We start from the raw sequence: 24,875 nt of genomic DNA on the forward strand, positions 1-24,875 counted from the left end.
ATTTTATTATTATTTCCACTTAAAAAAGCAAGGAATAAATACAATGGAATTACTACAAATGCTTAAAAAACATGAGTTAAAAGCTACTCCGCAAAGACTATGTGTTTTAAAAATTTTAAAAAGGCATGAGCATCCTAATATTGATGAATTGTATACAGAAATTAAAAAAGAATACCCTTCAATCTCTTTAGCGACGGTTTATAAAAATCTTAATACTTTACAAGAACAAGGTTTAGTTGTTGAAATCAATGTTTTAAATCAAAAAACTTGTTACGATATTTATGAAGAAGAACATATTCATGTAGTTTGCACTAAATGTGGTGGTATAGAGGATTTAAGTTTTAAAGATGCTAAGCTTTATGAATATCAAGAGCATTTAGAAAAAAAGATAGGCAATCTCGTCAATCATCTGTCTGTTTGTGCTTATGTTGATAGTTGTAAAAAGTGTCATTAAGCAAAATAAGGTTAAAATAACCCATATATTTTAAGGGTTATTTTAATGGTTTATGAAATTCAAAAAAGCTTTTTACTATCTGATTACACTCTTTTAGAGAATTTAAAAAAAGATAATATACCTTTTCGAAATTCTAAATTTGAAACTTTTTATACTCAAATAACCCCAAATTATAGTGTTAAATTTCAAAGTTTTTGTAATAAATTTTATAAAATTATAAAATTTAACAATTTAATTTTAGAGCAAAATCAAGAAGAAAAAATTTCTAAAAAAAAATTTGAAAAAGCTCGAAAAAAGATTATAGGAAAGAGTGTTAAAAAAGAACGTTTTGAATTTAAATTTTGTTCTTTAAAAACCTATATTGATATTTATGAAGAGCCTAAAATTTGTATTTTAAAAATATTTTTTCCAACATTGGATAGTTCTAATGAATTTAAAATTCCTAAAGATTTTAAAATTCAAAAAGAATTGCATCATGATTTAAATTCTAAACATATCGTTTTATATGGTTTTGAATATCAAAATTTTGATATAGAGAAATGTTTTAAAATTATAGAAAAAAATCAGAATTTTAGCTTGGATTTTCCAAATTATATTAATGCTTATGATGGATTTAGAATTTTTTTATTTTATTTATTTAAAAAATTAAAATTTTATTGGACTTTATCTTTAGAGAGAAAAGATAAGCAAAGTTTATGTGAATTTTTATTTTATTCAAGAAGTTTGTATATAGTTTTATCAAGTATGAATACTATTTTAGATAAAAATTTGAGTAATATTTTGGCTTTAAAGTTTAAAGATATAATGAAAAAAACTCAAGATATTTTAGCAAGTGAAAATTCAAATCAAGATTTATTACTATTTTTAAGCGATGAAAAAATCCAAGATTTGTTTAATGATTTTGATTTTTTTATAAAAGAAAATTCTTTTTATGAAGGCGATTGCAAAGATAGATTTTTTAAACAACTTGTTGCGTTAGAACTTAGAAAAAAAATTATTTTATTTAGAAAAAATATACTAAAAAATTTTGATTTAGAGCTTTTTGAAAATAGTTTTTTTGAATTGGCAATATTTTTAGAATATTTTTATCGTTTTTTAGAGATAAAAAATTTAAACAAACTTTATGAAAAATATTGTAAAGATAGGGATAAAAATATTTTTTCCAAAATAATCAATAATAAAAATAAATTTTGCAAATTGCTTAAAAAATCGAGTAAAAATTTGAAAATTTACAAAGGATAAAAATGCAAAAACAAGAAAAAATTATAGAAATGTTTAATCAAATTGCTCCTACCTATGATAAAGCTAATAGAATTTTAAGTTTTGGTGCTGATGTGGCATGGCGTAAAAAAGCTTGTCAAAGAGCAATGAGTTTATATTCAAAGAAAGATTTAAAAATCGCTGATATTGCTTGTGGCACAGGGGATATGATAGAGATTTGGCAAGAGAGTGCTTTAAAAATGGAAAAAAATATTTTAAATATTAAAGGCATTGATCCAAGTAGTGGTATGCTAAATGTTGCAAAAGAAAAATTTCCAAATGTTGAGTTTATAGAATCAAAGGCACAAAATTTACCTTTAGAAAATCAAAGTTTAGATATCTTAAGTATTAGTTATGGTATTCGCAATGTTGTAGAAAGACAAAAAGCCTTAAGTGAATTTGCTAGAGTACTTCAAAAAGATGGTATTTTGGTAGTTTTGGAATTTACAAAAAGAGAAAAGGGTGGATTTATAGCAGATTGTAGAGATTTCTATCTTAAAAATATTTTACCAAGTATAGGTGGGATAATTAGTAAAAATAAAAGCGCTTATGAGTATTTGCCGAATTCTATTGAAGGATTTTTAAGCAAGGAAGAGTTCATCTTAGAGCTTAAAAATGCTGGTTTTGAAATGCTTGATTATAAAAGTTTTAGCTTTGGCGTGAGTTCAATGTTTATAGCAAAAAAACTATGACACCAACAGAATTAAATTTTAAAGCAAAGGCTTTATTAGAAACACATTTTGATGATATAGTTTTAAGTGGAGAAATTTCAAAAATCACCTTGCATAGCTCAGGACATTGGTATTTTGATTTAAAAGATGAAAGATCAAGTATAGCTTGTGTCATGTTTAAAGGAGCTAATTTAAAAGTTGGATTTAAGCCAACAGTGGGTGATTTGTTAGAACTTTGTGGTAGTGTGAGTTTATACTCTGAAAGTGGTCGTTATCAATTCATCGCTACTAGTATGAAAAAAGCAGGTTTTGGGGATTTGGAAGTACAGTTTTTGGCTTTAAAGGAGCGTTTGCAAAAAGAAGGACTTTTTGATCCATGCTTTAAAAAATCTTTACCAAAATTTCCTAAAAAAGTAGGCATTATCACTTCAAAAACTTCTGCTGCTTTGCAAGATATGTTAAAACTTATTCATCAAAAAGAATATTTTTTGGCAAAAATTTATATTTTTGATGCTTTAACTCAAGGAAATAATGCTCCTTTTTCTCTTACACAAGCTTTAAAAAAAGCTGATGATATGGGTTTAGATGTTCTTATTATGGCACGTGGTGGAGGAAGCAGGGAAGATCTTTTTTGTTTTAATGATGAAAATTTAGCAAGAGAGATTTTTAAAGTAAAAACTCCTATAATTTCAGCTATAGGACATGAGATCGATTATGTTATTAGTGATTTTGTTGCAGATTTTAGAGCTCCAACGCCTTCAGCTGCTATAGATACTTTGTTTTATTCTAAGTTTGATATAGAGCAAAGTTTGGATTTAATGGAAGAAAAATTAATACAACTTTGGAATCATAAAATGCAAAATTATGAAAATTTACTTTTAAATTTAAGTAAATTTTTTAAATTTAATTCTTTGCCAAAAATAATAGATGAAAAAATAAAGCAAAGCCATGATATAGAAAAGCAATTAAATCATTTATTAGCAAATCAAATGCGTTATAATGAATTAAAATTAGAGAAATTGCAAAATGCCTATTTGCAACATGAGAATTTTTTTGATAAAAGTAAAAAGTTTATTTGTATAAGAAAAAATGGTAAAATAGTAAGTCTAGATGAGCTTAAAAGTGAAGATATTGTTATTTTAAGTTCTCAAACTTCTCAAAAAGAAGCAAAAATTTTATAAGGATAAATTGTGAGAAAAATTAATTTCAGTGCAGGGCCATCAACTTTACCTTTAGAAATTTTAGAGCAAGCTCAAAAAGAACTCTGTGATTATCAGGGTAAAGGTTATTCTATAATGGAAATTTCTCACCGCACAAAAGTATTTGAAGAAGTGCATTTTGGGGCACAAGAGAAAGCTAAAAAACTTTATGGGTTAAAAAATGATTATGAAGTATTATTTTTACAAGGTGGAGCAAGCTTGCAATTTGCTATGATTCCTATGAATTTAGCTTTAAATGGGGTTTGTGAATATGCAAATACAGGAGTTTGGACAAAAAAAGCAATTAAAGAAGCACAAATTTTAGGTGTCAATGTTAAAACCGTAGTAAGTAGCGAGGAAAGTAATTTCAATCATATTCCTAGAGTGGAATTTAGTGATAATGCTGATTATGCTTATATTTGTTCTAATAATACTATTTATGGCACTCAATATCAAAATTATCCTAAAACTAAAGCTCCTTTGATTGTTGATGCATCGAGTGATTTTTTTTCTAGAAGAGTAGATTTTTCAAATATCGCTCTTTTTTATGGTGGGGTGCAAAAAAATGCTGGAATTTCGGGTTTAAGTTGTATTTTTATCCGTAAAGATATGTTAGAAAGATCCAAAAATAAACAAATTCCTAGTATGTTAAATTATTTGACTCATGTTGAGAATCAGTCTTTGTTTAACACGCCCCCAACTTTTGCTATTTATATGTTTAATCTTGAAATGGATTGGCTTTTAAATCAAGGTGGGCTTGATAAAGTGCATGAGAAAAATTCTCAAAAAGCTACTATGCTTTATGAATGTATTGATTTAAGCAATGGATTTTATAAAGGACATGCAGATAAAAAGGATAGATCTTTAATGAATGTGAGTTTTAATATTACTAAAAATGTAGATTTAGAATCTCTTTTTGTAAAAGAAGCTGAAGAAGCTGGGATGATAGGACTTAAAGGACATAGAATTTTAGGAGGAATTCGTGCAAGTATTTATAATGCACTAAGTTTAGAACAGGTAAAAACCTTGTGTGAATTTATGAAAGAATTTCAAGGAAAATATGCATGATAAAGCGTTTTGATGAGTGCGATAGAATGTCGCAAATTATTGTTTTTGATAAATATTTTAAAACTGCAGGACAAGTGGCTTTTGAACCTAGCGGAGATATTAAAAAACAAACTAAAGAAGCACTTGCAGAACTTGATGCTTTGTTTGAAAAAATAGGCGCAAGCAAAGGAGATTTGATTCAAATTCAAATCTGGCTAGCTAATATGCAAGATTTTGATGCGATGAATGAGATTTATGATGCTTGGATTAAAAATTATCCTAAGCCTGTTAGAGCTTGTGTAGGAAGTGCTTTAGCAGAGGGTTATTTGGTAGAAATTCAAGCTTTTGGAAAGCTAAAAGAGAATTAAAAATTCTCTCCTCCAAATTTTAAAAGCGCAGATCCCCAAGTAAAACCACCGCCAAAAGCATCTAGTAAGATTAAATTTCCTTTTTTAAGTCGACCTTCTTCATAGGCATCATTCATTGCCATAGGTATAGAAGCAGCTGAAGTATTACCATATTTTTGTACAGTGATCACACATTTTTCATCACTTAGATTGAGTTTTTCTTGGACGGCTTTAATGATGCGTAGATTAGCTTGATGGGGAATGAAAAGATCAATTTCTTGTGCTAAAATGTTATTTTTAGCTAAAATTTTTACAACATCATTGCTAAGCGTGTTTACTGCTATTTTAAAAACTTCATTGCCTTTCATTTGCATAGAAAGTGTTTGACATAGGCTTGATTTTTGTGATCTTTGAGTCATTAAAAGATCTCCATAATTACCATTGCTTGCAGTATGTACATCAAGGATATGATTTTCATTATCTAAACCTACAACTCCAGCTCCTGCACCATCTCCAAAGAGTATGCAAATACTTCTATCATTGTAATCTATAATAGAGCTTGTTTTTTCAGCTCCTATAATCAAGACATTTTTTTTTAAACCACTTTCTACTAAGGCTTTAGCTTGTTCAAGCAAATAGATAAAACCAGAACAAGCTGCTGAAATATCAAAAGCGCTAATATTTACAAGACCTAAATTTGAAGCAATTTTACAAGCTGTTGAAGGCATAGTAAAATAATCAGGACTTAAAGTGGCTACGAGAATAGCATCAATATCTTCAGGTTTTAAATTTGCTCTTTTTATAGCTTTTAAGGCAACTTTTGTACCTAAATCACTTGTATTTTCATTTTCTTTAGCAATGCGTCTTTCTTTAATACCCGTGCGTCTAGTGATCCATTCATCGGTGGTATCTACTATCTTTTCAAGATCAGCATTGCTTAAAATTTTTTCTGGAATATAAGAAGCTATACTTTTAAGACTGGCTTTAAGCATTGTATTTCCCAAGTTCATTTTCTATAAGTTCATTGATATGGGATTGGCTAAAATTTATAGCTTGAAAAATTGCATTTTTAATAGCTCTAGAATCGCTTTTTCCATGACTTATAATCACGCAACCATTAACTCCAAGAAGGGGTGCTCCACCGTATTCTTGCCAATCTGTGTGTTTTTTTAATTTTTTAAAAGATGGTTTCATAAGTAAAGCACCTATTTTAGAAATCAAAGATTGTTTTACTTCGTTTTTTAGAAGCTGAAAAATAGCTGTTGCTACACCTTCACAAGCCTTTAAAATAACATTTCCATCAAAACCATCGCAGACTAAAACATCTATTCCACCATTGAAAATATCTCTACCTTCAGCATTACCTATAAAATTTGGAATTTTTTTCATAAGCTGATGACTTTCTTTGGTAAGTTCATTGCCTTTGCATTCTTCTTCACCATTGGAAAGTAAAGCAAGGCGTGGTTTTTGAATTTGCATAATTTCTCTAGCATAAACTTCACCCATTATGGCAAATTGAAATAAATTTTCAGCTTTACAATCTGTATTCGCTCCAACATCCAAAAGTAAAGTTTTGCTAACGATATTTGGCATTAAAGTAGCAATAGCAGGTCTTGAAATACCTTTAAGTCTTCCAAGTCTTAATGTAGCTAAAGACATGCTTGCTCCACTATGACCCGCTGAAACTACAGCATCTACTTTTTTTTCTTTTAATAAATTAATAGCTTTGTATATGGTTGTTTCTTTATTTTTTAAAGCATCCGTGGCATTTTCATTCATCGAAAAAATTTCGCTAGCTTCTTCATATTGTATATATTGTTCTAATTTTTTTGGTATTAAAGGTTTTAGAATTTTAGAATTTCCCACTAAGATAGCGTTAAAAGGTTTTGCTTCTAGTGCCTTTAAAACGCCTTCTATAATGGGTTTTTCTCCAAAATCACCACCCATTGCATCAATGGCAATGTTAATCATTGATTTTAATATTCCTTAGTTGTTGGATTTGCACGGTGAGGCATTTTGTAGCTTCCATCTTTGTCTTTTATAGGCATAGGAAGACTAACTTTATAGTGAGTTCTGCGTTTAGCTGCACGAGTTTTACTCACTCTTCTCTTTGGTACTGCCATTTTTTCTCCTTTTTAAAAAATTTAATTAATTATTGCAATTTATGCAATAAAAATAATCACTCAAATAAGCTTCAAGCTCGCTAATAGCAACTTCTATTAAATCAATATGTCCATCGAAAAATTCTATAGTATTGCTCAATTCGTTTGCTTTATCTTTAAAAATACCATCACTTGCAAAAAGTTCTAAATTTTCTTTAATTTCAAGTTCTAACTCAGTTCCACAACTATCACAAGGTCTATAGATAAAACCTTGCATAACAGCATTTATTTTAACAAGCTTAGGATTTATTTTTACTAAATTTCCCTCAAAAATCATATTTTCAAGATTAAGTTTAAAAGGATATTCCTTTGTATTAATCTTAGAAAAAGGGATTTTCATTTAGCAAATTTCATTCGGTTTAAAGAAAAATTCAATTTCTATTTTTGCGTTTTCTAAACTATCACTTCCATGAACAGCATTGGCATCAATATTCTCAGCAAAATCAGCTCTAATTGTTCCTGCTTTAGCTTCTTTAGGATTTGTTGCTCCCATTAAATCTCTATTTTTCAATACAGCACCTTCTCCTTCTAGTACAGAAACAACAACAGGACCGCTAATCATAAATTCAACCAAGTCTTTAAAAAAAGGTCTTTCTCTATGAACAGCATAAAAATTTTCAGCTTGTTCTTTACTAAGTTGAACTTTTTTCATTGCAGCGATTCTTAATCCATTGCTTTCAAAACGATCTAAAATTTTTCCTATAATACCTTTTTTAACAGCATCAGGTTTAATTATAGATAAAGTTTTTTCCATCTTTGTAATAACTCCTCATTTTAATAAGGCTTAAAATTATACTTGAATTTGTTTAAAGAAAGTTAAATTAAAAGAAAAAGCTAGGAATCTCTAGCTTTTTCTTTTTTTTAATTATGCAAAAACTGGAGTGTCCCCACTTCTCATATCAGCACCAATATTATCACGACTTGGTTGTCCTGATTCTACAGCACTCCAAACTATACATCCATCTGTTGGACAAGCACTGGCACAAGCTGGTTGATCATTATGTCCTACACATTCAACGCATTTGTTTGCATAAACATAATATCTATCTTCGCCTTCTGGATTGTTAGCATCATCAACGATAGCACTCACTGGACACTCATCAATACAAGAACCACAAGCAATACATATATCTGTAATTTTTACAGCCATTTTTTCTCCTTTTTAATATAAGATTTAAAAGATTTTAGCATAAAATTCTTAAATAAGGTAAATTTTGATAATCAAAAATTTACCTTATTTGATAATAATTATAACTTTCTTAAATTTTTAATATTATTTTTAGATATTTAAAAAAAAATAAAGATTTAAACGATATAATTTCGCTATCAATAAAATTTATTATTTAGGAGAAAATATGATAGTTACTAAAAAAGCTTTAGATTTTACTGCTCCAGCAGTATTAGGAAACAATGAAATTGTTCAAGATTTTAATCTTTATAAAAATATAGGTCCAAAAGGAGCGGTAGTATTCTTTTATCCAAAAGATTTTACTTTTGTTTGTCCTTCAGAAATTATAGCTTTTGACAAAAGATATCAAGAATTTAAAAACCGCGGTATTGAAGTAATTGGAATTTCAGGAGATAATGAATTTTCACATTTTGCTTGGAAAAATACTCCAGTAAATCAAGGTGGTATTGGTCAGGTTAAATTTCCACTTGTTGCTGACTTAACTAAGCAGATTGCTAGAAATTTTGATGTACTTTATGCAGAAGCAGTTGCCCTTCGTGGTTCATTCTTGCTTGATGCTGATGGAACAGTTCGCCATGCTGTGGTTAATGATTTACCATTAGGTAGAAATATAGATGAAATGTTGAGAATGGTTGATACTATGCTTTTTACAAATGAGCATGGTGAAGTTTGTCCTGCAGGATGGAATAAGGGCGATGAAGGTATGAAAGCTAACCCTAAAGGCGTGGCTGAATATCTTGGCAAAAACGAAGCTAAACTTTAATTTCTTAGTATAAAGCCTCTTCATGAGGCTTTTTCTTCATTTTTATTCTTTAATTGAAATTCATAAATTTTCTACTATAATTTTACACATATTAAAATTTTTACTTAGGCTAAAATATGGCAGGCGAAGATCAAGAAAAAACAGAAGAACCCACGTCCAAAAAGATAGAAGACGCGCGTAAAGAAGGTAATGTTCCAAAGTCTCAAGATGCGGCAGCTATTGTAACTTTGATAATTGGAGTAACTATAACTTTATTTATGATGAGTTTTATGGGCGAGAGAATTGTAAATTTATATAGATATTATCAAAGTTTTATTGGCGTTGAATTCGATTTACGTATTATTCAAGCCATTATGATTAAAAGCATTTTTGAGGTTTTAATTATTCTTGCACCTATTGTTTTAAGTATTATGATTGCTGGGGTTTTGGGAAATATTATGCAATTTGGTTTTGTTTTTACAACCAAACCTATTATGCCAAATTTAGGAAAAATCAATCCTCTAAAAGGTTTAAAAAACCTTTTTTCATTGAAAAAAATTGTTGAAAGTATAAAAATTATTTTAAAAGTGGGTATTGTTTTTACTATAGCTTTTATAGTTTTACTTAAATTTATGCAAGAGCTTCCAAGAGTTGAGCTTTATACTATGGTTGCACAGCTTACTTGGCTAAGAGATAGGGCTATTGTTTTAGCGGCTATTGTTATAGTTGCTTTTTTAATTATTGCTGTTTTGGATGTTTTTTTGGTGCGTTTTCAGTATTTTAAAGGTTTGCGTATGAGCAAACAAGAAATAAAAGATGAGTATAAACAAATGGAAGGAGATCCTCAGGTTAAAGGTAGAATTCGTAGACTTCAAATGGAAGCTGCGCGTCGTCGTATGGTTCAAGATGTTGCAGGTGCGGATGTGGTGATCACAAACCCAACGCATTATGCTGTAGCTATTCGTTATGATACAAGTAAAGAACAAGCTCCTAGGGTTGTTGCCAAAGGAGTGGATTTTCTCGCTCTTCGCATAAAACAAGTAGCCTATGAAAATAATGTTGTAGTTTATGAAAATCCTCCTTTAGCAAGGGAGCTTTATAAAGCTTGCGATGTTAATGATCTTATTCCTAGGGAAATGTTTAAAGCTGTAGCTGAGGTACTAGGATTTGTTTATAATACAAATAATAAGAGTCGTTTAGCTGGTCAAGTAAAAAAAGGAAACTAAAACTTTTAAGGTGCTTTAGTTCCTATTTTATTGATAAGTTCAAGAACCGATTTTTGAGTACTTGTATCTGCTGTATCGACTTTAAAATATATTTCTACTCTATTATTTTCTAGAGATTGTGGATTTCCATTGATAGGATTATTAAGCCCGTAGCTTTTAATGCTAATATTTTTTAAATTTGCTCCACCTTCTATAAAATATTTTAATACATTTTCTGCTCTTTGATAGGCGAGTTCATAACTTCTTATAATAGAGTCGCTATTGTCTGTATAGCCTCTAATTTCTATTTTTGCTTGAGGTGGTAAATATGTTGTTAGTTCAGCCATACGTTTTAAATAATCTTGTATATCAGCTGAAACGATTTGAGCGCTACCTCTTTCAAATTCAACTTTAGATGGAAGATTAAGAGCAATCTGATTGTCGCTTTGATCTAGAGCTGCTTGAAGGCGTTTGATAGTTTCTTGCTGCGTCATAGTCATTTGTTTTAGCGATTTGAGTTCATCACTTTCTTCTTTTGCCGCACCCTTATATTTTTCTTGGGTTTTACTCTCTTCTTTGACTGTTTGAGTAGAGGTGTAATCAAAGATTTTAACAAATTCGGTTTTTAAAGCTTCTACTTTAGCAGGATTTGTTTTAGAAATTGCCCAAAGAGCAATAAAAAGCGCCAAAAGCAAACTTAGAAAGTCTGCATAAGGTACAGCCCATTTTTCACCTGCAGGACATTCTGGACATTTATGTTTCTTGGCCATTTTTAACCTTTGTCAAATTGTGAAATTTTTGGATCATCGTGACTTAGGAAATTAAAAAGCTTAGCTTCCAAATCTCTAGGGTTCGCACCTTCTGCAATTCCTTTTATGGCTTCAGTGATGACAATTTGCTCTTTTACAAGATCCATTCCGTTAGCTTTCATTTTTCTTCCCCAAGGTGCAAAAAGTGCATAAGCACCAAAAATCCCAGTAACCGTAGCTGTAAAAGCACCTGAAATACCGGCTGCCATTGCTTGGGGATTGTCTAGTAGTTTAAGAGCTAGAATAAGACCAAAAACCGCCCCAACAAGTCCCATAGTAGGGCAGGTTTCTCCAAATACTATCCAATATTCTGCGCATTCTTTATAATGCTCTTCAAGTTGTTCGGTTTGTATTTCCATGCTTTCGTGAATTTCTTCAAAGCTTTTACCATCTACAAGCATCATCATAGCATTTTTTAAAAATTCATTTTCAATCTCATTGGTTCTTGATTCTAATGCTAAAAGCCCATCTCTTCTTGCAATAATAGCAAATTCTATTAACTGGGCTATCCTTTCAGGTAGATTTACTCCAGAACCTTTAAAGACAACTTTGAGTTCTTTATAAGCTGCTTTTACGATTTTTTTATGTGTAGAAGTCATTGCACAAAATGCAGCTGTTGGCATAACTATAAGAAAGGAAGAAAGGTGAATAACATGTAAAGGATTTCCTCCTTCTAGTATATCTCCTACTGAAATACTAGTAACTGCAAGTACCATTCCTAGTATAGTTGAAAGATCCATTAAATATCTCCTTGATTATTTTAGATCGCCCCAATTTTTGGCAATACTTGAACTTGTTTTTAATTTTACTTTTAATTTTACTATATTTTCCATAATATCTCTAGTTTTTTTTACAAAATTTTCACATAAATCATCTTTTACTTCAAAAATTAATTCATCGTGAATTTGCAGGATGAGCTTCTTATCTTCATTTAATTCTTTATTGATTTCTAACATTGCAAGTTTGATTACATCAGCCGCTGAGCCTTGTAAGATTGAATTAATACTTTCTCTTTCATACATGGCAATTTGCATAGGTTTTGCGTTTTCAAAGTCAAAATAACGCTTGCGACCGCTTAAAGTAGTGATAAAGCCATTTTGTTTAGCTTCATTTTTAACTATTTCAAAATATTTCTTAATACTAGTAAAATTTTCAAAATATTTTTCTATGTAGGATTTAGCTAAACTGGCTTCTATTTTTAAATTTTGACTTAAAGTTTTATAGCCCATGCCATAAATAAGTCCAAAATTTATACTTTTTGCAACACTTCTAGTTTCATAATTGTTTTCTCCAAAAATCATCATGGCTGTTCTTGCGTGTATATCTTCATCGTTGGCAAAAGCATTTAAAAGTTTTTCATCTTCGCTAAAATGCGCAAGCATTCTAAGTTCGATTTGAGAATAATCAAGAGAGATAAAACTAAATCTATCTTTAGCTACAAAGCAAGATTTATAATCTTTTGCGTATTGTCCGTGTGCAGGGATGTTTTGCAAATTTGGATCCTTAGATGAAAGGCGTCCTGTTGCAGTTCCAGTTTGTAAAAAACTTGAATAAATGCGTGAATTTTTATCTTTTAACGCTAGTTTTAATAAAGGTTCACAATAAGTTGAATAAAGTTTGGCAAGTTCTCTATAATCTAAAATTTTAGCAATAACAGGATGTTTATCTAAAAGTGCATTTAAAACTTTTTCATCGGTAGAATATCCTGTTTTACCTTTTTTTCCACTTGGAAGTTTAAGTTTTTCAAAAAGTATATCACCTACTTGTTTAGGTGAGTTTAGGTTAAATCTATCTTCGCAAAGAGTATAAATTTCTTCACTTAAATTTTTGATTTCATTTTCAAATTTTTTCATAAGGATTTCAAGTGCATTCGTATCAAGTTTTATGCCATTTTCCTCCATCATCATAATAATTTTAATAAAATCAAATTCACAAGTTTTAGCAAGCTCTAATAAAGGAGTTTCAAGATTTTTTAAAAAATAAAGATAAAATTTTAAAGTGATATAAGCATCTTCTGCTGCGTACTTGCAAGCTTTTTCAAGTTCTACGCTTGTAAAATTTTCTCCTTTTTTAACGAGATTTTCAAAATGTAAAGTTTCATAGTTAAAAAGCCTTAAGGCTAAATCATCCATATTTATTCTTAAAGAAGGATCTTTAAGCCATGCTAAAATCATAGTATCAGCAAATTTTTTAGGTAAAGTTAATCCAAAATTGTTTTGAATGATTTTAAAATCATATTTAAGATTGTGTCCTATAACAAAATGATTAAAGATCAGTTCTATAGCTTTTTTGGCGCTTTGTAATGAGATTTGCTCACCTACTCCAAGATAATTATGAGTTAAAGGCACGTAAAAGGCTTCATTTTCATTTATGCAAAAACTAAAACCAACAATTTTAGCTTCTTTAGTATTAAGCCCTGTTGTTTCCGTATCAAAAGCGATAATACTTTCTTTATCAAGGGTATTTAAAATTTCAAAAAGTTTGTTTTCATCTTGTATTAAAGTGGCTTTAAAACCTAAATTTTTATCTTTATTATCAGGATTTTGACGCAGTTTTTTAAGTAAGGTGTTAAGTTCGTAGTGTTCTAAAATTTCAAGTATTTTTAAAAGAGGTTCTTCATGTGGATAAATAGCTTTTTCTATAAGATTTTGTACTTCTAAATTTTCATACAAAGAAGCTAATTTTTTGCTTAAAAATGCATTTTCCTTACCCTCTAAAAGTAAGTTACGATTTCTTTTATTACGCACTAGAGATAAATTTTCATAAATTCCTTCTATGCTTCCAAACTCATCAAGTAGGGTTTTAGCTCCTTTTGCACCTATGCCTTTGACTCCAGGGATATTATCAGAACTATCTCCGCAAAGGGCTAAAAAATCTCTTATTTGACAAGGTTTTACCCCATATTTTTCTAAGCAAGCTGCTTCATTATAGTCATTTTTAGAAATAGGACTATAAATGCTTGTTTTACCATCTTTTATGAGTTGATAAAGGTCTTTATCTTGAGTAATAATGCGTACAAAAATATCTTTATTTTCACAAGTTTTTACAACAGAAGCGATGATATCATCAGCTTCGTAACCTTCTTGTGAAACACTTATAAATCCCATTTTTTCTATCATATCTATACAAATAGGGATTTGCTCTAGAAGTTCAGGTGGCGGTGGAGTGCGATTTTGTTTGTAGTTTGGATCAATTTCACTACGAAAAGTTTTTCCTTTAGAATCTAATGCAAAAATAATATAATCACTTTTATATTCATTTTTTAGACTGTAAATAAAATTAGCAAAACCGCTAATCATTCCGCTAGCTTGTCCTTGTGAATTTTTTAAACTTTTTAAAGCATAATAAAGTCTAAAAAAAAATCCAAAAGTATCGATAATGGTTAAAGTTTTCATAATTTTGTTCTTCTTTGATAATGTAAGTATAAAAATAAATTTAATTTATAGAATTATTTCAAAATTTTGCTTAAAATGTCTAGAATTAAAGACCTTTAAGCAAAAATACTGCAATTTTTAGTCATAATTATAAAAAATATACAAGGATAATATAATGACAAATCAGCAAATTGATGGAATTGCGGATAAAAATTTTAACACACCTGAAGGTAGAAAAATTTTTAAAAAGGCAGTTTTTTCTTGCTGGCTAGGAACTGCTATGGAATATGCGGATTTTGCACTTTATGGTTTAGCAGCTGCAACAATTTTTTCAGAAGTATTTTTTCCTGAGCAAACTCCAGTAATTGCACTTTTGCTTAGCTTTGTAACTTATGGTATAGGTTTTATTGCAAGGCCTATTGGAGCTTTGTTTTTCGGTTATTTAGGGGATAAACATGGAAGAAAAAATGTTATGATGGCTACTATAGCTTTAATGGGGGTTTCAACTACTTTAATCGGCTTTATTCCAAGTTATGCAGTGATTGGGGTTTGGGCACCTGTTTGTTTAGTTATTTTACGTTTTATACAAGGTTTTGGTGCAGGAGCAGAACTTTCAGGAGGAACGGTTATGCTTGGAGAATATGCTCCTAGTAAAAGAAGAGGTCTTGTTTCTTCTGTGATTGCTTTGGGTTCAAATAGCGGAACTTTACTTGCATCTTTTGTGTGGCTTTTGATGGTTCAAATGGACGAAACAAGTTTTAAAGAATGGGGCTGGAGGGTTCCTTTTGTTGGAAGCATTTTGATTGCTCTTTTTGCAGTATATATTCGTTTTTATGTAAAAGAAACTCCTGTTTTTGAAAAACAAAAAAATGAAATGATGAAATTACGTCTTGATAATGAAAAACATGTGGAAAAAGATGAAAGAAGTTTTTGGCAAAAAAGTCGTACTTTTTGGATTATGGTGGGTTTAAGAATAGGTGAAAATGGACCTTCTTATCTTGCACAAGGTTTTATTGTGGGTTATGTGACTAAAATTTTGCTTTTAGATAAATCAGTGGCTACTACAGCAGTAATGATAGCTTCATTGGTAGGATTTTTAGTTATTCCTCTGGCGGGTTATTTAAGCGATAGGTTTGGAAGACGTATTACTTATAGAATGTTTTGTTTGCTTTTGATGATTTATGCTTTTCCTGCTTTTATGCTTTTAGATAGCAAGAATGAAATTATTGTGATTTTAACTATTATTATAGGTATGTCTTTAGCATCTTTAGGAATTTTTGGGGTTCAAGCAGCTTGGGGTGTGGAGATTTTTGGGGTAAAAAATCGTTATACAAAAATGGCTTTTGCCAAGGAATTAGGTTCTATTTTTTCAGGAGGAACGGCACCTATGGTTGCTTCTGCTTTGCTTGCGTATTATGGTACTTGGTGGCCTATTGCAATATATTTTGTATTAACTGCAGGTATAGGTTTTGTGACTACATTTTTTGCTCCAGAAACTAGAGGTAGAGATTTAAATAAAATAGAAGATGCGATATGAGACTTATCTTAGATACGGATATAGGCAATGCTATTGTAGGAGCAAATACTGACGATGGTTTGGCTCTTGCTTTGATTTTGACATCTAAAGAGATCAAACTTGAAATGCTAAGCACGGTTTGTGGTAATGTCCCAAGCCTTGTTGCTTATAGCGTGGCTAAGGATTTATTTAAACGTTTAAATTTAAACATTCCTGTTTATTTAGGAGCAAATGAAGCCTTAAGAGAACCAAGTAAAGCTTGGCGTCAAAGACTCGATGAAAGTGTAAAAAATTTGAAACTTGAATATCTTTGGAAAAATATAAAAAGTCCTAAAATTTTAGAAAATATACATCCTAATGCAATTTTTAAAATGGGAGAATTAGTCAGTAAAAATCCTGAAGAAATTTCTATTTGTGCTATAGGTCCTTTGACAAATATTGCTATGGCTATGAAAATTTTTAAAGATTTTGATATAAATCTTAAAGAACTTTTTATTATGGGTGGTTGTTTTGATATGCCTTATTATACCAAAGATACAAATTTTGGTTTTGATCCTGAGGCTGCTAGCATAGTGTTAAATTCAAGAGCTAAAATTACACTTGTACCTTATAATGCAACTATGCAGACTTTATTAACACATGAAGATTTAAAAGATTTGCAAGGTAAAAATATTTTATGTGATTTTATTGTCAAAACTTTAAGCGTTTGGATTGATTACGCCTCTAAAACACGTGGTACAAAGGGAACTTGGATACATGATGCTTTAACTATAGCTTATGTGTTAGATTCTAGTATTGCAGATTTTGATGAGTGTTATGCTGATGTTATTTGTGATAGTTCTTTGGCAAGAGGTATGAGTTGGCGTTGTTTTAAAGAACCAAAAATGAGTATGGGGGTGGATTTAAGCACTAAAAATTGTGTTAAAATTCTAAAAAATGTAGATAATGTAAAACTTTTAAAACTTATAAAAGATAGACTTTTAAAAGGAGTTTGCTATGAAAATTATAAAAGCATAACGGCTTAATTTTCCAAGTAAGATAAAAAAAATAGTTTTTAAAAAAGAATATTTGGCAAAACCTAGTCCAAGTGCAAAGAGATCTCCTACTAAAGGTAAAAAAGTTAAAAAAGCAAATGTACTTCCAAATTTAGTAAAATTAGCATTGAAATTGTCTAGTTTTTTTAATGATTTACTAAAGTATTTTTTTAAAAATTTTTCTTTTCCAAAATAAGCTAAAGCATAAGTACTTAAACTTCCTGAAGTATTTGCTAAGGTTGCTATGACAAGAACTAAATATGGACTAAAATCAAGTTTTATAAAGCCTAAAACAAAAGCTTCGCTTGCTAAAGGTAGTAGTGTGCTTGAAAGAAAACACACTATAAAAAGTCCTAAATAACTTATATTACTATATAAAAAATCAAACATTTTAAATTATGATTTTTGTGTATTTTTAAGTTCTAAATCTAGATAATATCCTGTGTAAGAACATGTTTTTTTATAATCTTTGGCCACTTTTTCTACACTTCCTGTACTAATAACCTTACCTCCTTTAATCCCACCTTCAGGTCCCATATCGATGATGTAATCAGCATTTTTGATCACATCTAAATTATGCTCTATTACAAAAACAGAGTTTTTAAGATCAACTAAATGCTGTAAAACTAAGATGAGTTTATTGACATCTTCAAAATGCAGTCCTGTTGTAGGCTCATCGAGTATATAAAGTGTTTTTCCTGTATCGCTACGGCTTAATTCTTTGGCAAGCTTTATCCTTTGTGCTTCGCCTCCACTCAAAGTTGTGGCATTTTGCCCTAGAGTTAGATAGTCTAAACCCACTTTTACTAGAGTATCTAATTTTTGCTTGATTTTAGGAACGGCTGCAAAAAATTCACTCGCTTCTAAGACACTCATATTTAAAATTTCGCTGATATTTTTACCTTTATATTTGATTTCTAGTGTGGCATCATTATAGCGTTTGCCCTGACAAGTATCGCATACAACCATAACATCGGGTAAAAAATGCATTTCTATTTTAATTTCTCCATCTCCACTACACTTTTCACATCTTCCACCTTTAACATTAAAAGAAAATCGTCCCGCTTTATAGCCACGCATTTTAGCTTCTTTAGTAGCAGCAAAGAGATTGCGAATTTCATCCATAGTTCCTGTGTAAGTGGCAGGATTCGAACGAGGTGTTCGACCTATGGGACTTTGATCAAGATAAATGACTTTATCGAGTTTTTCAAGCCCATTTATTTCTACTCCGCCTAGCTTTTTGACTTTTTTGACACGATTTAATTCTTCTTGTGCAAAAGGAAGGAGGGTTTGAAGTATAAGAGAACTTTTTCCAGAACCAGAAACTCCAGTTATAGCGACTAGATTTTGCAAAGGAAAATTAACACTTAAATTTTGTATATTATTGATATTAACATTTTTAAGTTCTAGCCATTCTTTTTGTGTTCTGTTTTTAAGTTGTGAAATTTGTTTTTTACCATTCATATAAAGTGCAGTTTGACTTTTGCTTTTTAAAAGTTCTTGATAAGTTCCACTAAATATAACTTCACCTCCAAATTTTCCAGCTTTTGGACCAATATCTACTATAAAATCTGCTTCTTCTATGGTCATTTTATCATGTTCTACAACGATTAAGGTATTACCCTTTTGTTGTAAATTTCTTAAAGTTTTTATAAGTTTTGCTGTATCTCTTTCGTGAAGTCCAATGCTAGGTTCATCTAAAACATACATTACTCCACTTAAACCACTGCCAATTTGCGAGGCTATACGGATTCTTTGAGCTTCTCCTCCACTAATAGTTCTTGCATCACGTCCCAAAGAAAGATAACCTAGTCCTACGTCATATAAAAAGAAAAGTCTTTCATTGATTTCTTTTAATATAGGCTTAGAAATAAGTTTTTGTTGCTCACTCAAATAAGAGAAGTTTTTTTCTTCAGTAAAAAAAGCAGTACTATCTTCTATACTCATATCTAAAATTTCACCTAAACCTTTTTTTGCGACTTTTACAGCTAAACTTTCAGGTCTTAAACGATGTCCACCGCAATCTTTGCAAATTTTTTCACTCATATATTCACTTAAATCTTTTTCATCTTTTAGCATTTCATAGGCTATTTTAACTACACCTTCAAAAGTACGTTTTAAACGATTTCTTTTCCAAAGAAATTCTATGGTTTTTGCATTACCATACAATATTAGTCGTTTTTGCTCTTCATTTAGCTTTATAAAAGGTATTTTAGTAGAAATTTCATTTTGTTCACAAAAGGCGATTAGAAATTTATAATAATAACTTTTGTTAAAACCATACATGTTTTTAACTGCACCGTTTTCAAGGCTTAAGTTTTCATCGATAATTTTTTTCATATCTAGAGTATAACGAATTCCAAGTCCATCGCAAGCTTCACAAGCCCCTTTTGGAGAGTTGAAAGAAAAGCTTAAAGGTTCTAGCGGAACAAAAGAAATTTTACAATCAAAACAAGCTGAATGCTCACTAAAATGGTAGTGTTTATTAAGATTTATTTCTTCATGATTTAAAACTTCTATTTCTATTTCTCCAAAACTTTCTTGTAAACCTTTTTCTATATCACTTGCAAGGCGAGAGAGTAAGTCTTTTTGAATTTCAAGACGATCTATGACTAATTTTATAGTATGTTTTTTTGTTTTAGCTAATTCTATTTCTTCATCAAGTCTTACTAAAACCCCGTCAATTTGTGCTCTTACATAGCCTTTATTGCGTAAATTTTCAAGTAAATCCGCATAAGTTCCTTTTTTTTCTCGTATGAGTGGGGCATAGATGATAATTTTTGCACCTTTTGGAAATTTTAAAATTTCATCAACTATATCACTTGCACTCATGGATGAAATTTTTTGTCCGCATCGATAGCAGTGTTGAATACCTACTCTTGCATATAAAAGTCTTAGATAATCATAAATTTCAGTAATGGTCCCTACAGTGGATCGTGGATTTTTAGAAGTGGTTTTTTGATCTATGGCAATAGCTGGAGTTAAGCCTTCGATTTTATCAACATCAGGTTTGCCTACTTTGTCTAAAAACTGTCTGGCATAAGCACTTAGACTTTCTATATAACGGCGTTGTCCTTCAGCGTAAAGAGTGCCAAAAGCAAGGGTTGATTTTCCGCTTCCACTAAGTCCTGTAAAAACAATGAGTTTGTTTTTAGGAATTTCAAGGTGGATATTTTTAAGGTTATTTTCTCTTGCACCGATGATTTTTATAGTATCGTTCATGGTTTTTTCCTAAAAAATATTAAATAAATTTAAGATTTTAGCATAATAATAATTAAAAAAACTTAGATTAACTCAAGTTAAAAATTTATAAGGTTTAGTTTATCAAGCAAAGAGTGAGTGGTTCCAAGTATTGATAAAGCATATACACAAAGCAAAATTTTTCTATGAGCTAAAATGTGCATTTTTTCTATGATTTTAATTCCTATAACAACTCCGACCATGGAAGCTATACCTACTAGTATTCCTTTATGAATAACTTCAGAGTCTATAACTCCAGAATTTGAAAAAGATATAATACCCGAGACTGAAGCAAAAATGACAAAAAATAAAGATAAAGAAACAACTTTTTTGCTATCATAACCTAGAAAATAAGCTAAAATTGGAGCAATTAAAAGTCCACCACCAATTCCTAAAGAAATAGCAAAAATACCAGTAAAAGCTCCAGCAATAAATAAAATGACATTCTTTACCCAAACACTTCTTTGATTTTGCACAATGTTTTCTTTAATTCCAAAAGTATATTTAATAAAAAATATGCAACTTACTACCAAAAATACACTAGTAAGAGCTATATCACTTAAAGATTTTAAAAGCATTCCACTAAAACTTGCTCCTATGAGCCCTCCAAAACCTATCATAATACCATCTTTAAGATTTAGATTTTTTTTCTTGTAGTTAATATAAGAACCAAAAACTGCCGCAAAAATCATTTGTAATACTGAAATTCCGATGGCATGATGGGCACTTGCTCCAAGTGCAAACATAGAAGGAACGATAATCATACCCCCTCCAATACCAAAAAGTCCAGAAGCAATACCTGAAATGATTCCTATGATTAGATAAGGTAAATCTGTGATTTCCATAGCTTTTCCTAAAAAATATTAAATATTTCAAATACGGAATAATTTTATCTTATTAAGCTAAGTATTATCTTAGTTTTTTATAAAAATAGAATATTTTTTTGGTAACTTTAAGCATCGTAAAAATGTTTCAAAATATTATAAAATGTAAAGATTTTATAATATTTATTTTAAATTTAAAGCAAAATTTGTATTTATTGATTAAAACTAATTTAGACTTTAGAAATTTTCATAAAAGTCTTAATTTTTAAAATATTTTATAAGAAAGGTAAAAGATGAGTGAAAATGATTTTTTTAGTAATTCTTTGATTTTAAAACTTACACATACTCTTCGCTCTTGGCATTTCTAAACTTCTTTTTATCCAAATTTTTTCTTTAATATTATTTTAATTTTTAAAAAGGTTTATTATGTTTGTTAAAAATGTAAATTTTTATTGCAGACAAATCCTTGAAAAATTTGAAAATTCTTATTTTGCAGAGGATTTAGCTAGAGTTATTATAGGGATTGATTGTGATTATTTAGATTCTAATGAATTATCATTTAGTGAGTTTAAAACAAAATATTATGAAGCTTTAACTAAAAGTAAAATTTATAATTATGCAGGATTTTTGGAGTTTTTAGTGCTAATTTCATATCTTTATTTGAAAAAATCCTGTTTTCTTCTAAGAAAAATTATGATTTTCCTTTGTTTTTGTTTGCAAATGCTAAAGCTTATTTAATTTATGAGAAAAATAGCAAAATGTTTTTTAAATTCGGTGCTTTAAATATTTTGAATATTTTAAAGATGATTTTAAAAGTATTAAAAAAAGACAAAAGTGATTTTGAAATTTTAAACTCTTTGGAAAAAGAAAAAAATGATTTTTTTAAAATGTGTGAAAAAGCCAAAGAATATCTTTTAAGTGGGGATATTTTTCAAGTGGTCTTAAGTAGGCAACTTTGCATCAAGCATCAAGTAAATGCTTTTGATTATTATGAGAGTTTAAGTGCTTTAAATCCAAGTGCTTATATGTTTTATTTTCCAAGTAAATATGGTGTTGTTCTAGGAGAGTTTTTATTAAAAATTAAAAAAAAGAGAGATTTATTTAGCACCTATTGCAGGAACTAGAAATTTAGAAAATAATTGCGATTTTTTAGCTTTAGAAAAAGAGCTTAGCGAATAATAAAATGCTTATAGATTTAGCAAGGAATGATGCTTCTAAATTTGGCACTCAAACAAGAGTGAAAAATCTTTTTTCTATTATTAAAAATAAATTTGTAATGCACATAGTAGTGAAGTGTATGCCAATATGAAAGAAGATGCGAGTATTTTTGACGTGATTGAAGCAGTTTTTCCAGCGGAAACTTTAAGCAGAGCTCCTAAACAAGAGCTTTAGAGATCATTAGCGAGTTTGAAGATTGCGATTGTGGGGTTTATGGTGGTGCGGTAGAATTTTTAAATTTTAATGAAGATGTAACTTTAGAGATTTTAATCTGTTGCACTTTTTTGCTCAAGATAAGGCTTATTTGGCAAGTGGGGCAGGTATTGTTTTACAAAGTGAGAGCCAAAAAGAATATGCAGAAATTTGTGTTAAACGCAAGGCGCTTTTGGTAGCTTTTGAAAATTTAAAAAAGGAAGAGTAATGATACTTTTAATCGATAATTATGATTCTTTTGTTTTTAATGTAAAAAATATGTTAGAAAGTTTAAGAAATGATGAAATTTTACTTAGCGAGATAAAAAATTTAAATCCTACGCATATTATTTTAAGTCCTGGTCCAAAACATCCAAGTCAAAGTGGAGTTTGTCTTGAAATTTTGAAAGCTAAGCTTGATATTCCTATTTTGGGTATTTGTTTAGGACACCAAGCTTTAGCTCTAGCTTTTAATTCTTTAGTAGTAAAAATGCAAAAAAGCTATGTATGCAAAAAGCTCTTTGGTAAAACAATGCAAGGAAAATAATTATTTGCTAATTTATCTTCAAATTTTAGTGTAATGCGTTATCATTACTTTAGAAGTTAAGCAGCTTAGCGATGAGCTTGAAATTTTAGCTCTTGATGAAAAGGGTGTGATTATGGCTTTAAAACATAAAACATTGCCTTATTATGGCATACAATTTCACCCTGAAAGTTATTTTAGTGAATATGGTTTACAACTTTTTTCTAATTTTTTAAAGCAAGATATAAAAAATCACAAAAATAAGAAAAATCTTTAAGTTTTTATCTGCAAAAAATGAGTGAAGATCATTTTTTACAAAGTGATGATTTTAAACAAATTTGTAAAATCATTATGTCTAAAGACTATGAAATTTTACAAGTAGCAGCTTTGTTGATTTTAATCACAGAAAAGTCTTTAAATGAAAAATCTTTAAGTGCTTTTGTAAGGCAAATTTTAAGGTATTCTCAAACTTTTAGTGATGAGAATAAAATTTATGAACTTTATGAAGGAGAAATTTTAGAGTATTCTATCTGTCCTGAACAGTTTGGTTTTAAAAGAGCCTTTCATAGTGAAATTATAGGTTCTAATGCATATGAGAATGCTAAAGATTTAAAGAATATTTTAAGCGGTAAAATGCAAGGAGCAAAATTTGATTTAGTGATTTTAAATGCAATGTTTGCACTTTATACAGCTAATAAAGCAAGTTCGCCTTTAGCGGCTAAAGATATGATTTTAGAAGCTATTTATTCAGGTAAAGTTATAGAGTATTTTAAGGAGTATCAAGCTTATGCTAAAGCTTAAAATTTGCGGCATTAAAGATGAAAAAAATGCTAAAGATTTAGCTTTTTTAAATATTGATTTTTTGGACTTATTTTTGCTAAAAATCCAAGAAGAGTGAGTTTAAATCAAGCAAGAAATTTAAGTACAATTTTCCATGAAAAAGACAAAAAAGTTATCGGCGTGTTTGTAGATGAAAATTTGGAACAAATTTTAAGACGTGTTAAAGAAGCTAAGCTTGATGGGATACAAATTTATCGTACTATTACCAAAGAAGAATTTGAAATTTTAAAAATGTAAAATGTTTTTGTTTAGCAGGTGATTAGCGTGGAAGATAGTTTAGATTTAAAAAGTGAAATTTTTACTGATTTAGTGTTTTTTGATACTAAGGGAAATTTAAAGGGCGGTAATGGAATAAGTTTTGATTGAGCTTTATTAAGTTCTTATGCTAAAGATTTTGCATTAGCTGGAGGTATAGGTTTAGACAATATCAATCAAGCAATTAAAACAGGAGCTAAAATTTTAGATCTTAATTCTAAACTTGAAGATGAACAAGGTTTAAAAGATATAGAAAAGGTAAAACAAATTTTAAAGGAATTAAAAAGATGAAAAAGACATATTATGGTGAATTTGGTGGGCAATTTTTACCTGAAAGTGCAATGTTTGCTTTAGATGAATTAGAAAGTTCTTTTTTAAAATTTTCTAAAGATAGGCAATTAAAAAAGAACTTAATGAGCTTTTAAAAACTTATGTGAGGCGTCCTACTCCGCTTTATTTTGCTAGAAATTTAAGCAAAAAATATCAACATGAAATTTATTTAAAACGCAAGGATTTAAATCATACCGGAGCGCATAAAATTAATAATGCTATTGCTCAAGCCCTTTTAGCAAAAAATAGGAAAGAAAAAATCATAGCAGAAATAGGAGCAGGTCAACACGGACTTGCAACAGCTACCGCGGCAGCACTTTTAGGACTTGAATGTGCAATTTTACCAAATCTAGCCGTAAAGCCCATAGCTTTAGCTACGGGGATATAAGACTTTAAAAAATTTTAATTTTTTAATATTGAATTATTTAAATGTATTTTGCATAAT

At 29.6% G+C, this 24,875-nt stretch carries 23 protein-coding genes and 4 pseudogenes; 15 read left to right on the plus strand and 12 right to left on the minus strand.

Going from position 1 to position 24,875, the window contains the following annotated elements; genetic code table 11:
- Positions 1–43 precede the first annotated feature (43 nt).
- From perR to ACOTU8_RS06735, 6 genes are read left to right on the plus strand one after another with little or no spacing between them, the layout of a single operon-like run.
- Positions 44–454 (plus strand): peroxide-responsive transcriptional repressor PerR, encoded by a 411-nt coding sequence (perR, locus tag ACOTU8_RS06710; RefSeq protein WP_002876900.1) that lies wholly within the window; start codon positions 44–46, stop codon positions 452–454.
- A 45-nt stretch (positions 455–499) separates the two neighbouring features.
- Positions 500–1,696 (plus strand): hypothetical protein, encoded by a 1,197-nt coding sequence (locus tag ACOTU8_RS06715; RefSeq protein WP_422342267.1) that lies wholly within the window; start codon positions 500–502, stop codon positions 1,694–1,696.
- Between the two features lie 2 nt (positions 1,697–1,698).
- The gene (gene ubiE / locus ACOTU8_RS06720) at positions 1,699–2,406 is read left to right on the plus strand and encodes a bifunctional demethylmenaquinone methyltransferase/2-methoxy-6-polyprenyl-1,4-benzoquinol methylase UbiE (protein ID WP_422342268.1); all 708 of its coding nucleotides are present in this window, start codon (positions 1,699–1,701) and stop codon (positions 2,404–2,406) included.
- Positions 2,403–3,566, plus strand: coding sequence for an exodeoxyribonuclease VII large subunit (gene xseA, locus ACOTU8_RS06725; protein ID WP_422342269.1), 1,164 nt, complete (start codon positions 2,403–2,405; stop codon positions 3,564–3,566). The genes ubiE and xseA overlap by 4 nt, the downstream gene beginning before the upstream one ends.
- A gap of 9 nt (positions 3,567–3,575) precedes the next feature.
- Positions 3,576–4,652, plus strand: a complete 1,077-nt coding sequence (serC, locus tag ACOTU8_RS06730; protein WP_422342270.1) for a phosphoserine transaminase — start codon at positions 3,576–3,578, stop codon at positions 4,650–4,652.
- Positions 4,649–4,999, plus strand: coding sequence for a RidA family protein (locus ACOTU8_RS06735; protein WP_422342271.1), 351 nt, complete (start codon positions 4,649–4,651; stop codon positions 4,997–4,999). Before serC ends, ACOTU8_RS06735 begins: the two co-directional genes overlap by 4 nt.
- Here the strand turns inward: ACOTU8_RS06735 and fabH are convergent.
- The 6 genes from fabH to fdxA form a co-directional block, all read right to left on the minus strand.
- Positions 4,996–5,970 carry a beta-ketoacyl-ACP synthase III gene (gene fabH / locus ACOTU8_RS06740; RefSeq protein WP_422342272.1) on the minus strand — a complete coding sequence of 325 codons (975 nt, stop codon included), beginning with the start codon at positions 5,968–5,970 and terminating at the stop codon, positions 4,996–4,998. The two genes, ACOTU8_RS06735 and fabH, sit on opposite strands and share 4 nt — an antisense overlap.
- Positions 5,963–6,949, minus strand: coding sequence for a phosphate acyltransferase PlsX (gene plsX / locus ACOTU8_RS06745; RefSeq protein WP_422342273.1), 987 nt, complete (start codon positions 6,947–6,949; stop codon positions 5,963–5,965). The genes fabH and plsX overlap by 8 nt, the downstream gene beginning before the upstream one ends.
- Positions 6,950–6,954: 5 nt before the next feature.
- Entirely contained in the window at positions 6,955–7,101 is a 147-nt protein-coding gene (gene rpmF / locus ACOTU8_RS06750) for a 50S ribosomal protein L32 (protein WP_002858674.1), read from the minus strand.
- 25 nt (positions 7,102–7,126) lie between these two features.
- Positions 7,127–7,480 carry a hypothetical protein gene (locus ACOTU8_RS06755; protein WP_422342274.1) on the minus strand — a complete coding sequence of 118 codons (354 nt, stop codon included), beginning with the start codon at positions 7,478–7,480 and terminating at the stop codon, positions 7,127–7,129.
- The gene (ndk, locus tag ACOTU8_RS06760; RefSeq protein WP_422342275.1) at positions 7,481–7,894 is read right to left on the minus strand and encodes a nucleoside-diphosphate kinase; all 414 of its coding nucleotides are present in this window, start codon (positions 7,892–7,894) and stop codon (positions 7,481–7,483) included.
- 111 nt (positions 7,895–8,005) lie between these two features.
- Positions 8,006–8,290 carry a DUF362 domain-containing protein gene (gene fdxA, locus ACOTU8_RS06765; RefSeq protein WP_002854354.1) on the minus strand — a complete coding sequence of 95 codons (285 nt, stop codon included), beginning with the start codon at positions 8,288–8,290 and terminating at the stop codon, positions 8,006–8,008.
- A gap of 205 nt (positions 8,291–8,495) precedes the next feature.
- On the opposite strand from fdxA, the gene ahpC reads away from it, so the two are divergent.
- Together ahpC and flhB are read left to right on the plus strand one after the other, a co-directional pair.
- On the plus strand, positions 8,496–9,092 hold the full coding sequence (gene ahpC, locus ACOTU8_RS06770; RefSeq protein WP_002854219.1) for a peroxiredoxin: 597 nt from the start codon (positions 8,496–8,498) through the stop codon (positions 9,090–9,092).
- A gap of 116 nt (positions 9,093–9,208) precedes the next feature.
- Complete coding sequence (gene flhB / locus ACOTU8_RS06775) at positions 9,209–10,297, plus strand: flagellar biosynthesis protein FlhB (protein ID WP_422342276.1); 1,089 nt, start codon at positions 9,209–9,211, stop codon at positions 10,295–10,297.
- A gap of 5 nt (positions 10,298–10,302) precedes the next feature.
- On the opposite strand, the gene motB is transcribed toward flhB, so the two are convergent.
- The 3 genes from motB to polA are packed head-to-tail and all read right to left on the minus strand — an operon-like array spanning position 10,303 to position 14,480.
- Entirely contained in the window at positions 10,303–11,046 is a 744-nt protein-coding gene (gene motB, locus ACOTU8_RS06780) for a flagellar motor protein MotB (RefSeq protein ID WP_422342277.1), read from the minus strand.
- A 2-nt stretch (positions 11,047–11,048) separates the two neighbouring features.
- Positions 11,049–11,825 (minus strand): flagellar motor stator protein MotA, encoded by a 777-nt coding sequence (gene motA, locus ACOTU8_RS06785; protein WP_002880492.1) that lies wholly within the window; start codon positions 11,823–11,825, stop codon positions 11,049–11,051.
- A 15-nt stretch (positions 11,826–11,840) separates the two neighbouring features.
- Positions 11,841–14,480 carry a DNA polymerase I gene (gene polA / locus ACOTU8_RS06790; RefSeq protein WP_422342278.1) on the minus strand — a complete coding sequence of 880 codons (2,640 nt, stop codon included), beginning with the start codon at positions 14,478–14,480 and terminating at the stop codon, positions 11,841–11,843.
- Positions 14,481–14,634: 154 nt separating this feature from the next.
- Between polA and ACOTU8_RS06795 the strand changes: the two genes are divergently transcribed.
- Both ACOTU8_RS06795 and ACOTU8_RS06800 read left to right on the plus strand, forming a co-directional pair.
- Positions 14,635–15,996, plus strand: a complete 1,362-nt coding sequence (locus ACOTU8_RS06795) for an MFS transporter (protein ID WP_422342279.1) — start codon at positions 14,635–14,637, stop codon at positions 15,994–15,996.
- Positions 15,993–17,000 (plus strand): nucleoside hydrolase, encoded by a 1,008-nt coding sequence (locus ACOTU8_RS06800; protein ID WP_422342280.1) that lies wholly within the window; start codon positions 15,993–15,995, stop codon positions 16,998–17,000. The genes ACOTU8_RS06795 and ACOTU8_RS06800 overlap by 4 nt, the downstream gene beginning before the upstream one ends.
- Here ACOTU8_RS06800 and ACOTU8_RS06805 read toward each other — a convergent pair.
- The 3 genes from ACOTU8_RS06805 to ACOTU8_RS06815 form a co-directional block, all read right to left on the minus strand.
- Entirely contained in the window at positions 16,956–17,399 is a 444-nt protein-coding gene (locus ACOTU8_RS06805) for a YqaA family protein (protein WP_422342281.1), read from the minus strand. The two genes, ACOTU8_RS06800 and ACOTU8_RS06805, sit on opposite strands and share 45 nt — an antisense overlap.
- A 6-nt stretch (positions 17,400–17,405) precedes the next feature.
- Positions 17,406–20,231 carry an excinuclease ABC subunit UvrA gene (gene uvrA / locus ACOTU8_RS06810; RefSeq protein ID WP_422342282.1) on the minus strand — a complete coding sequence of 942 codons (2,826 nt, stop codon included), beginning with the start codon at positions 20,229–20,231 and terminating at the stop codon, positions 17,406–17,408.
- 77 nt (positions 20,232–20,308) lie between these two features.
- Entirely contained in the window at positions 20,309–21,094 is a 786-nt protein-coding gene (locus ACOTU8_RS06815) for a sulfite exporter TauE/SafE family protein (RefSeq protein ID WP_422342283.1), read from the minus strand.
- Positions 21,095–21,216: 122 nt separating this feature from the next.
- On the opposite strand from ACOTU8_RS06815, the gene ACOTU8_RS06820 reads away from it, so the two are divergent.
- The 5 genes and pseudogenes from ACOTU8_RS06820 to ACOTU8_RS06840 form a co-directional block, all read left to right on the plus strand.
- Positions 21,217–21,342, plus strand: coding sequence for a hypothetical protein (locus ACOTU8_RS06820; protein WP_422342284.1), 126 nt, complete (start codon positions 21,217–21,219; stop codon positions 21,340–21,342).
- Between the two features lie 157 nt (positions 21,343–21,499).
- Positions 21,500–22,712, plus strand: a pseudogene (locus ACOTU8_RS06825) (chorismate-binding protein).
- A pseudogene (locus tag ACOTU8_RS06830) lies at positions 22,712–23,806 on the plus strand (glutamine amidotransferase-related protein). Before ACOTU8_RS06825 ends, ACOTU8_RS06830 begins: the two co-directional pseudogenes overlap by 1 nt.
- A pseudogene (locus ACOTU8_RS06835) lies at positions 23,793–24,391 on the plus strand (phosphoribosylanthranilate isomerase). Before ACOTU8_RS06830 ends, ACOTU8_RS06835 begins: the two co-directional pseudogenes overlap by 14 nt.
- Positions 24,388–24,770, plus strand: a pseudogene (locus ACOTU8_RS06840) (pyridoxal-phosphate dependent enzyme); the annotation flags it as partial. The pseudogenes ACOTU8_RS06835 and ACOTU8_RS06840, both read left to right, overlap by 4 nt.
- Between the last annotated feature and the right edge of the window lie 105 nt (positions 24,771–24,875).

Origin of the sequence: Campylobacter jejuni, from assembly GCF_049221745.1 — a bacterium.
Taxonomy (GTDB): domain Bacteria; phylum Campylobacterota; class Campylobacteria; order Campylobacterales; family Campylobacteraceae; genus Campylobacter_D; species Campylobacter_D jejuni_E.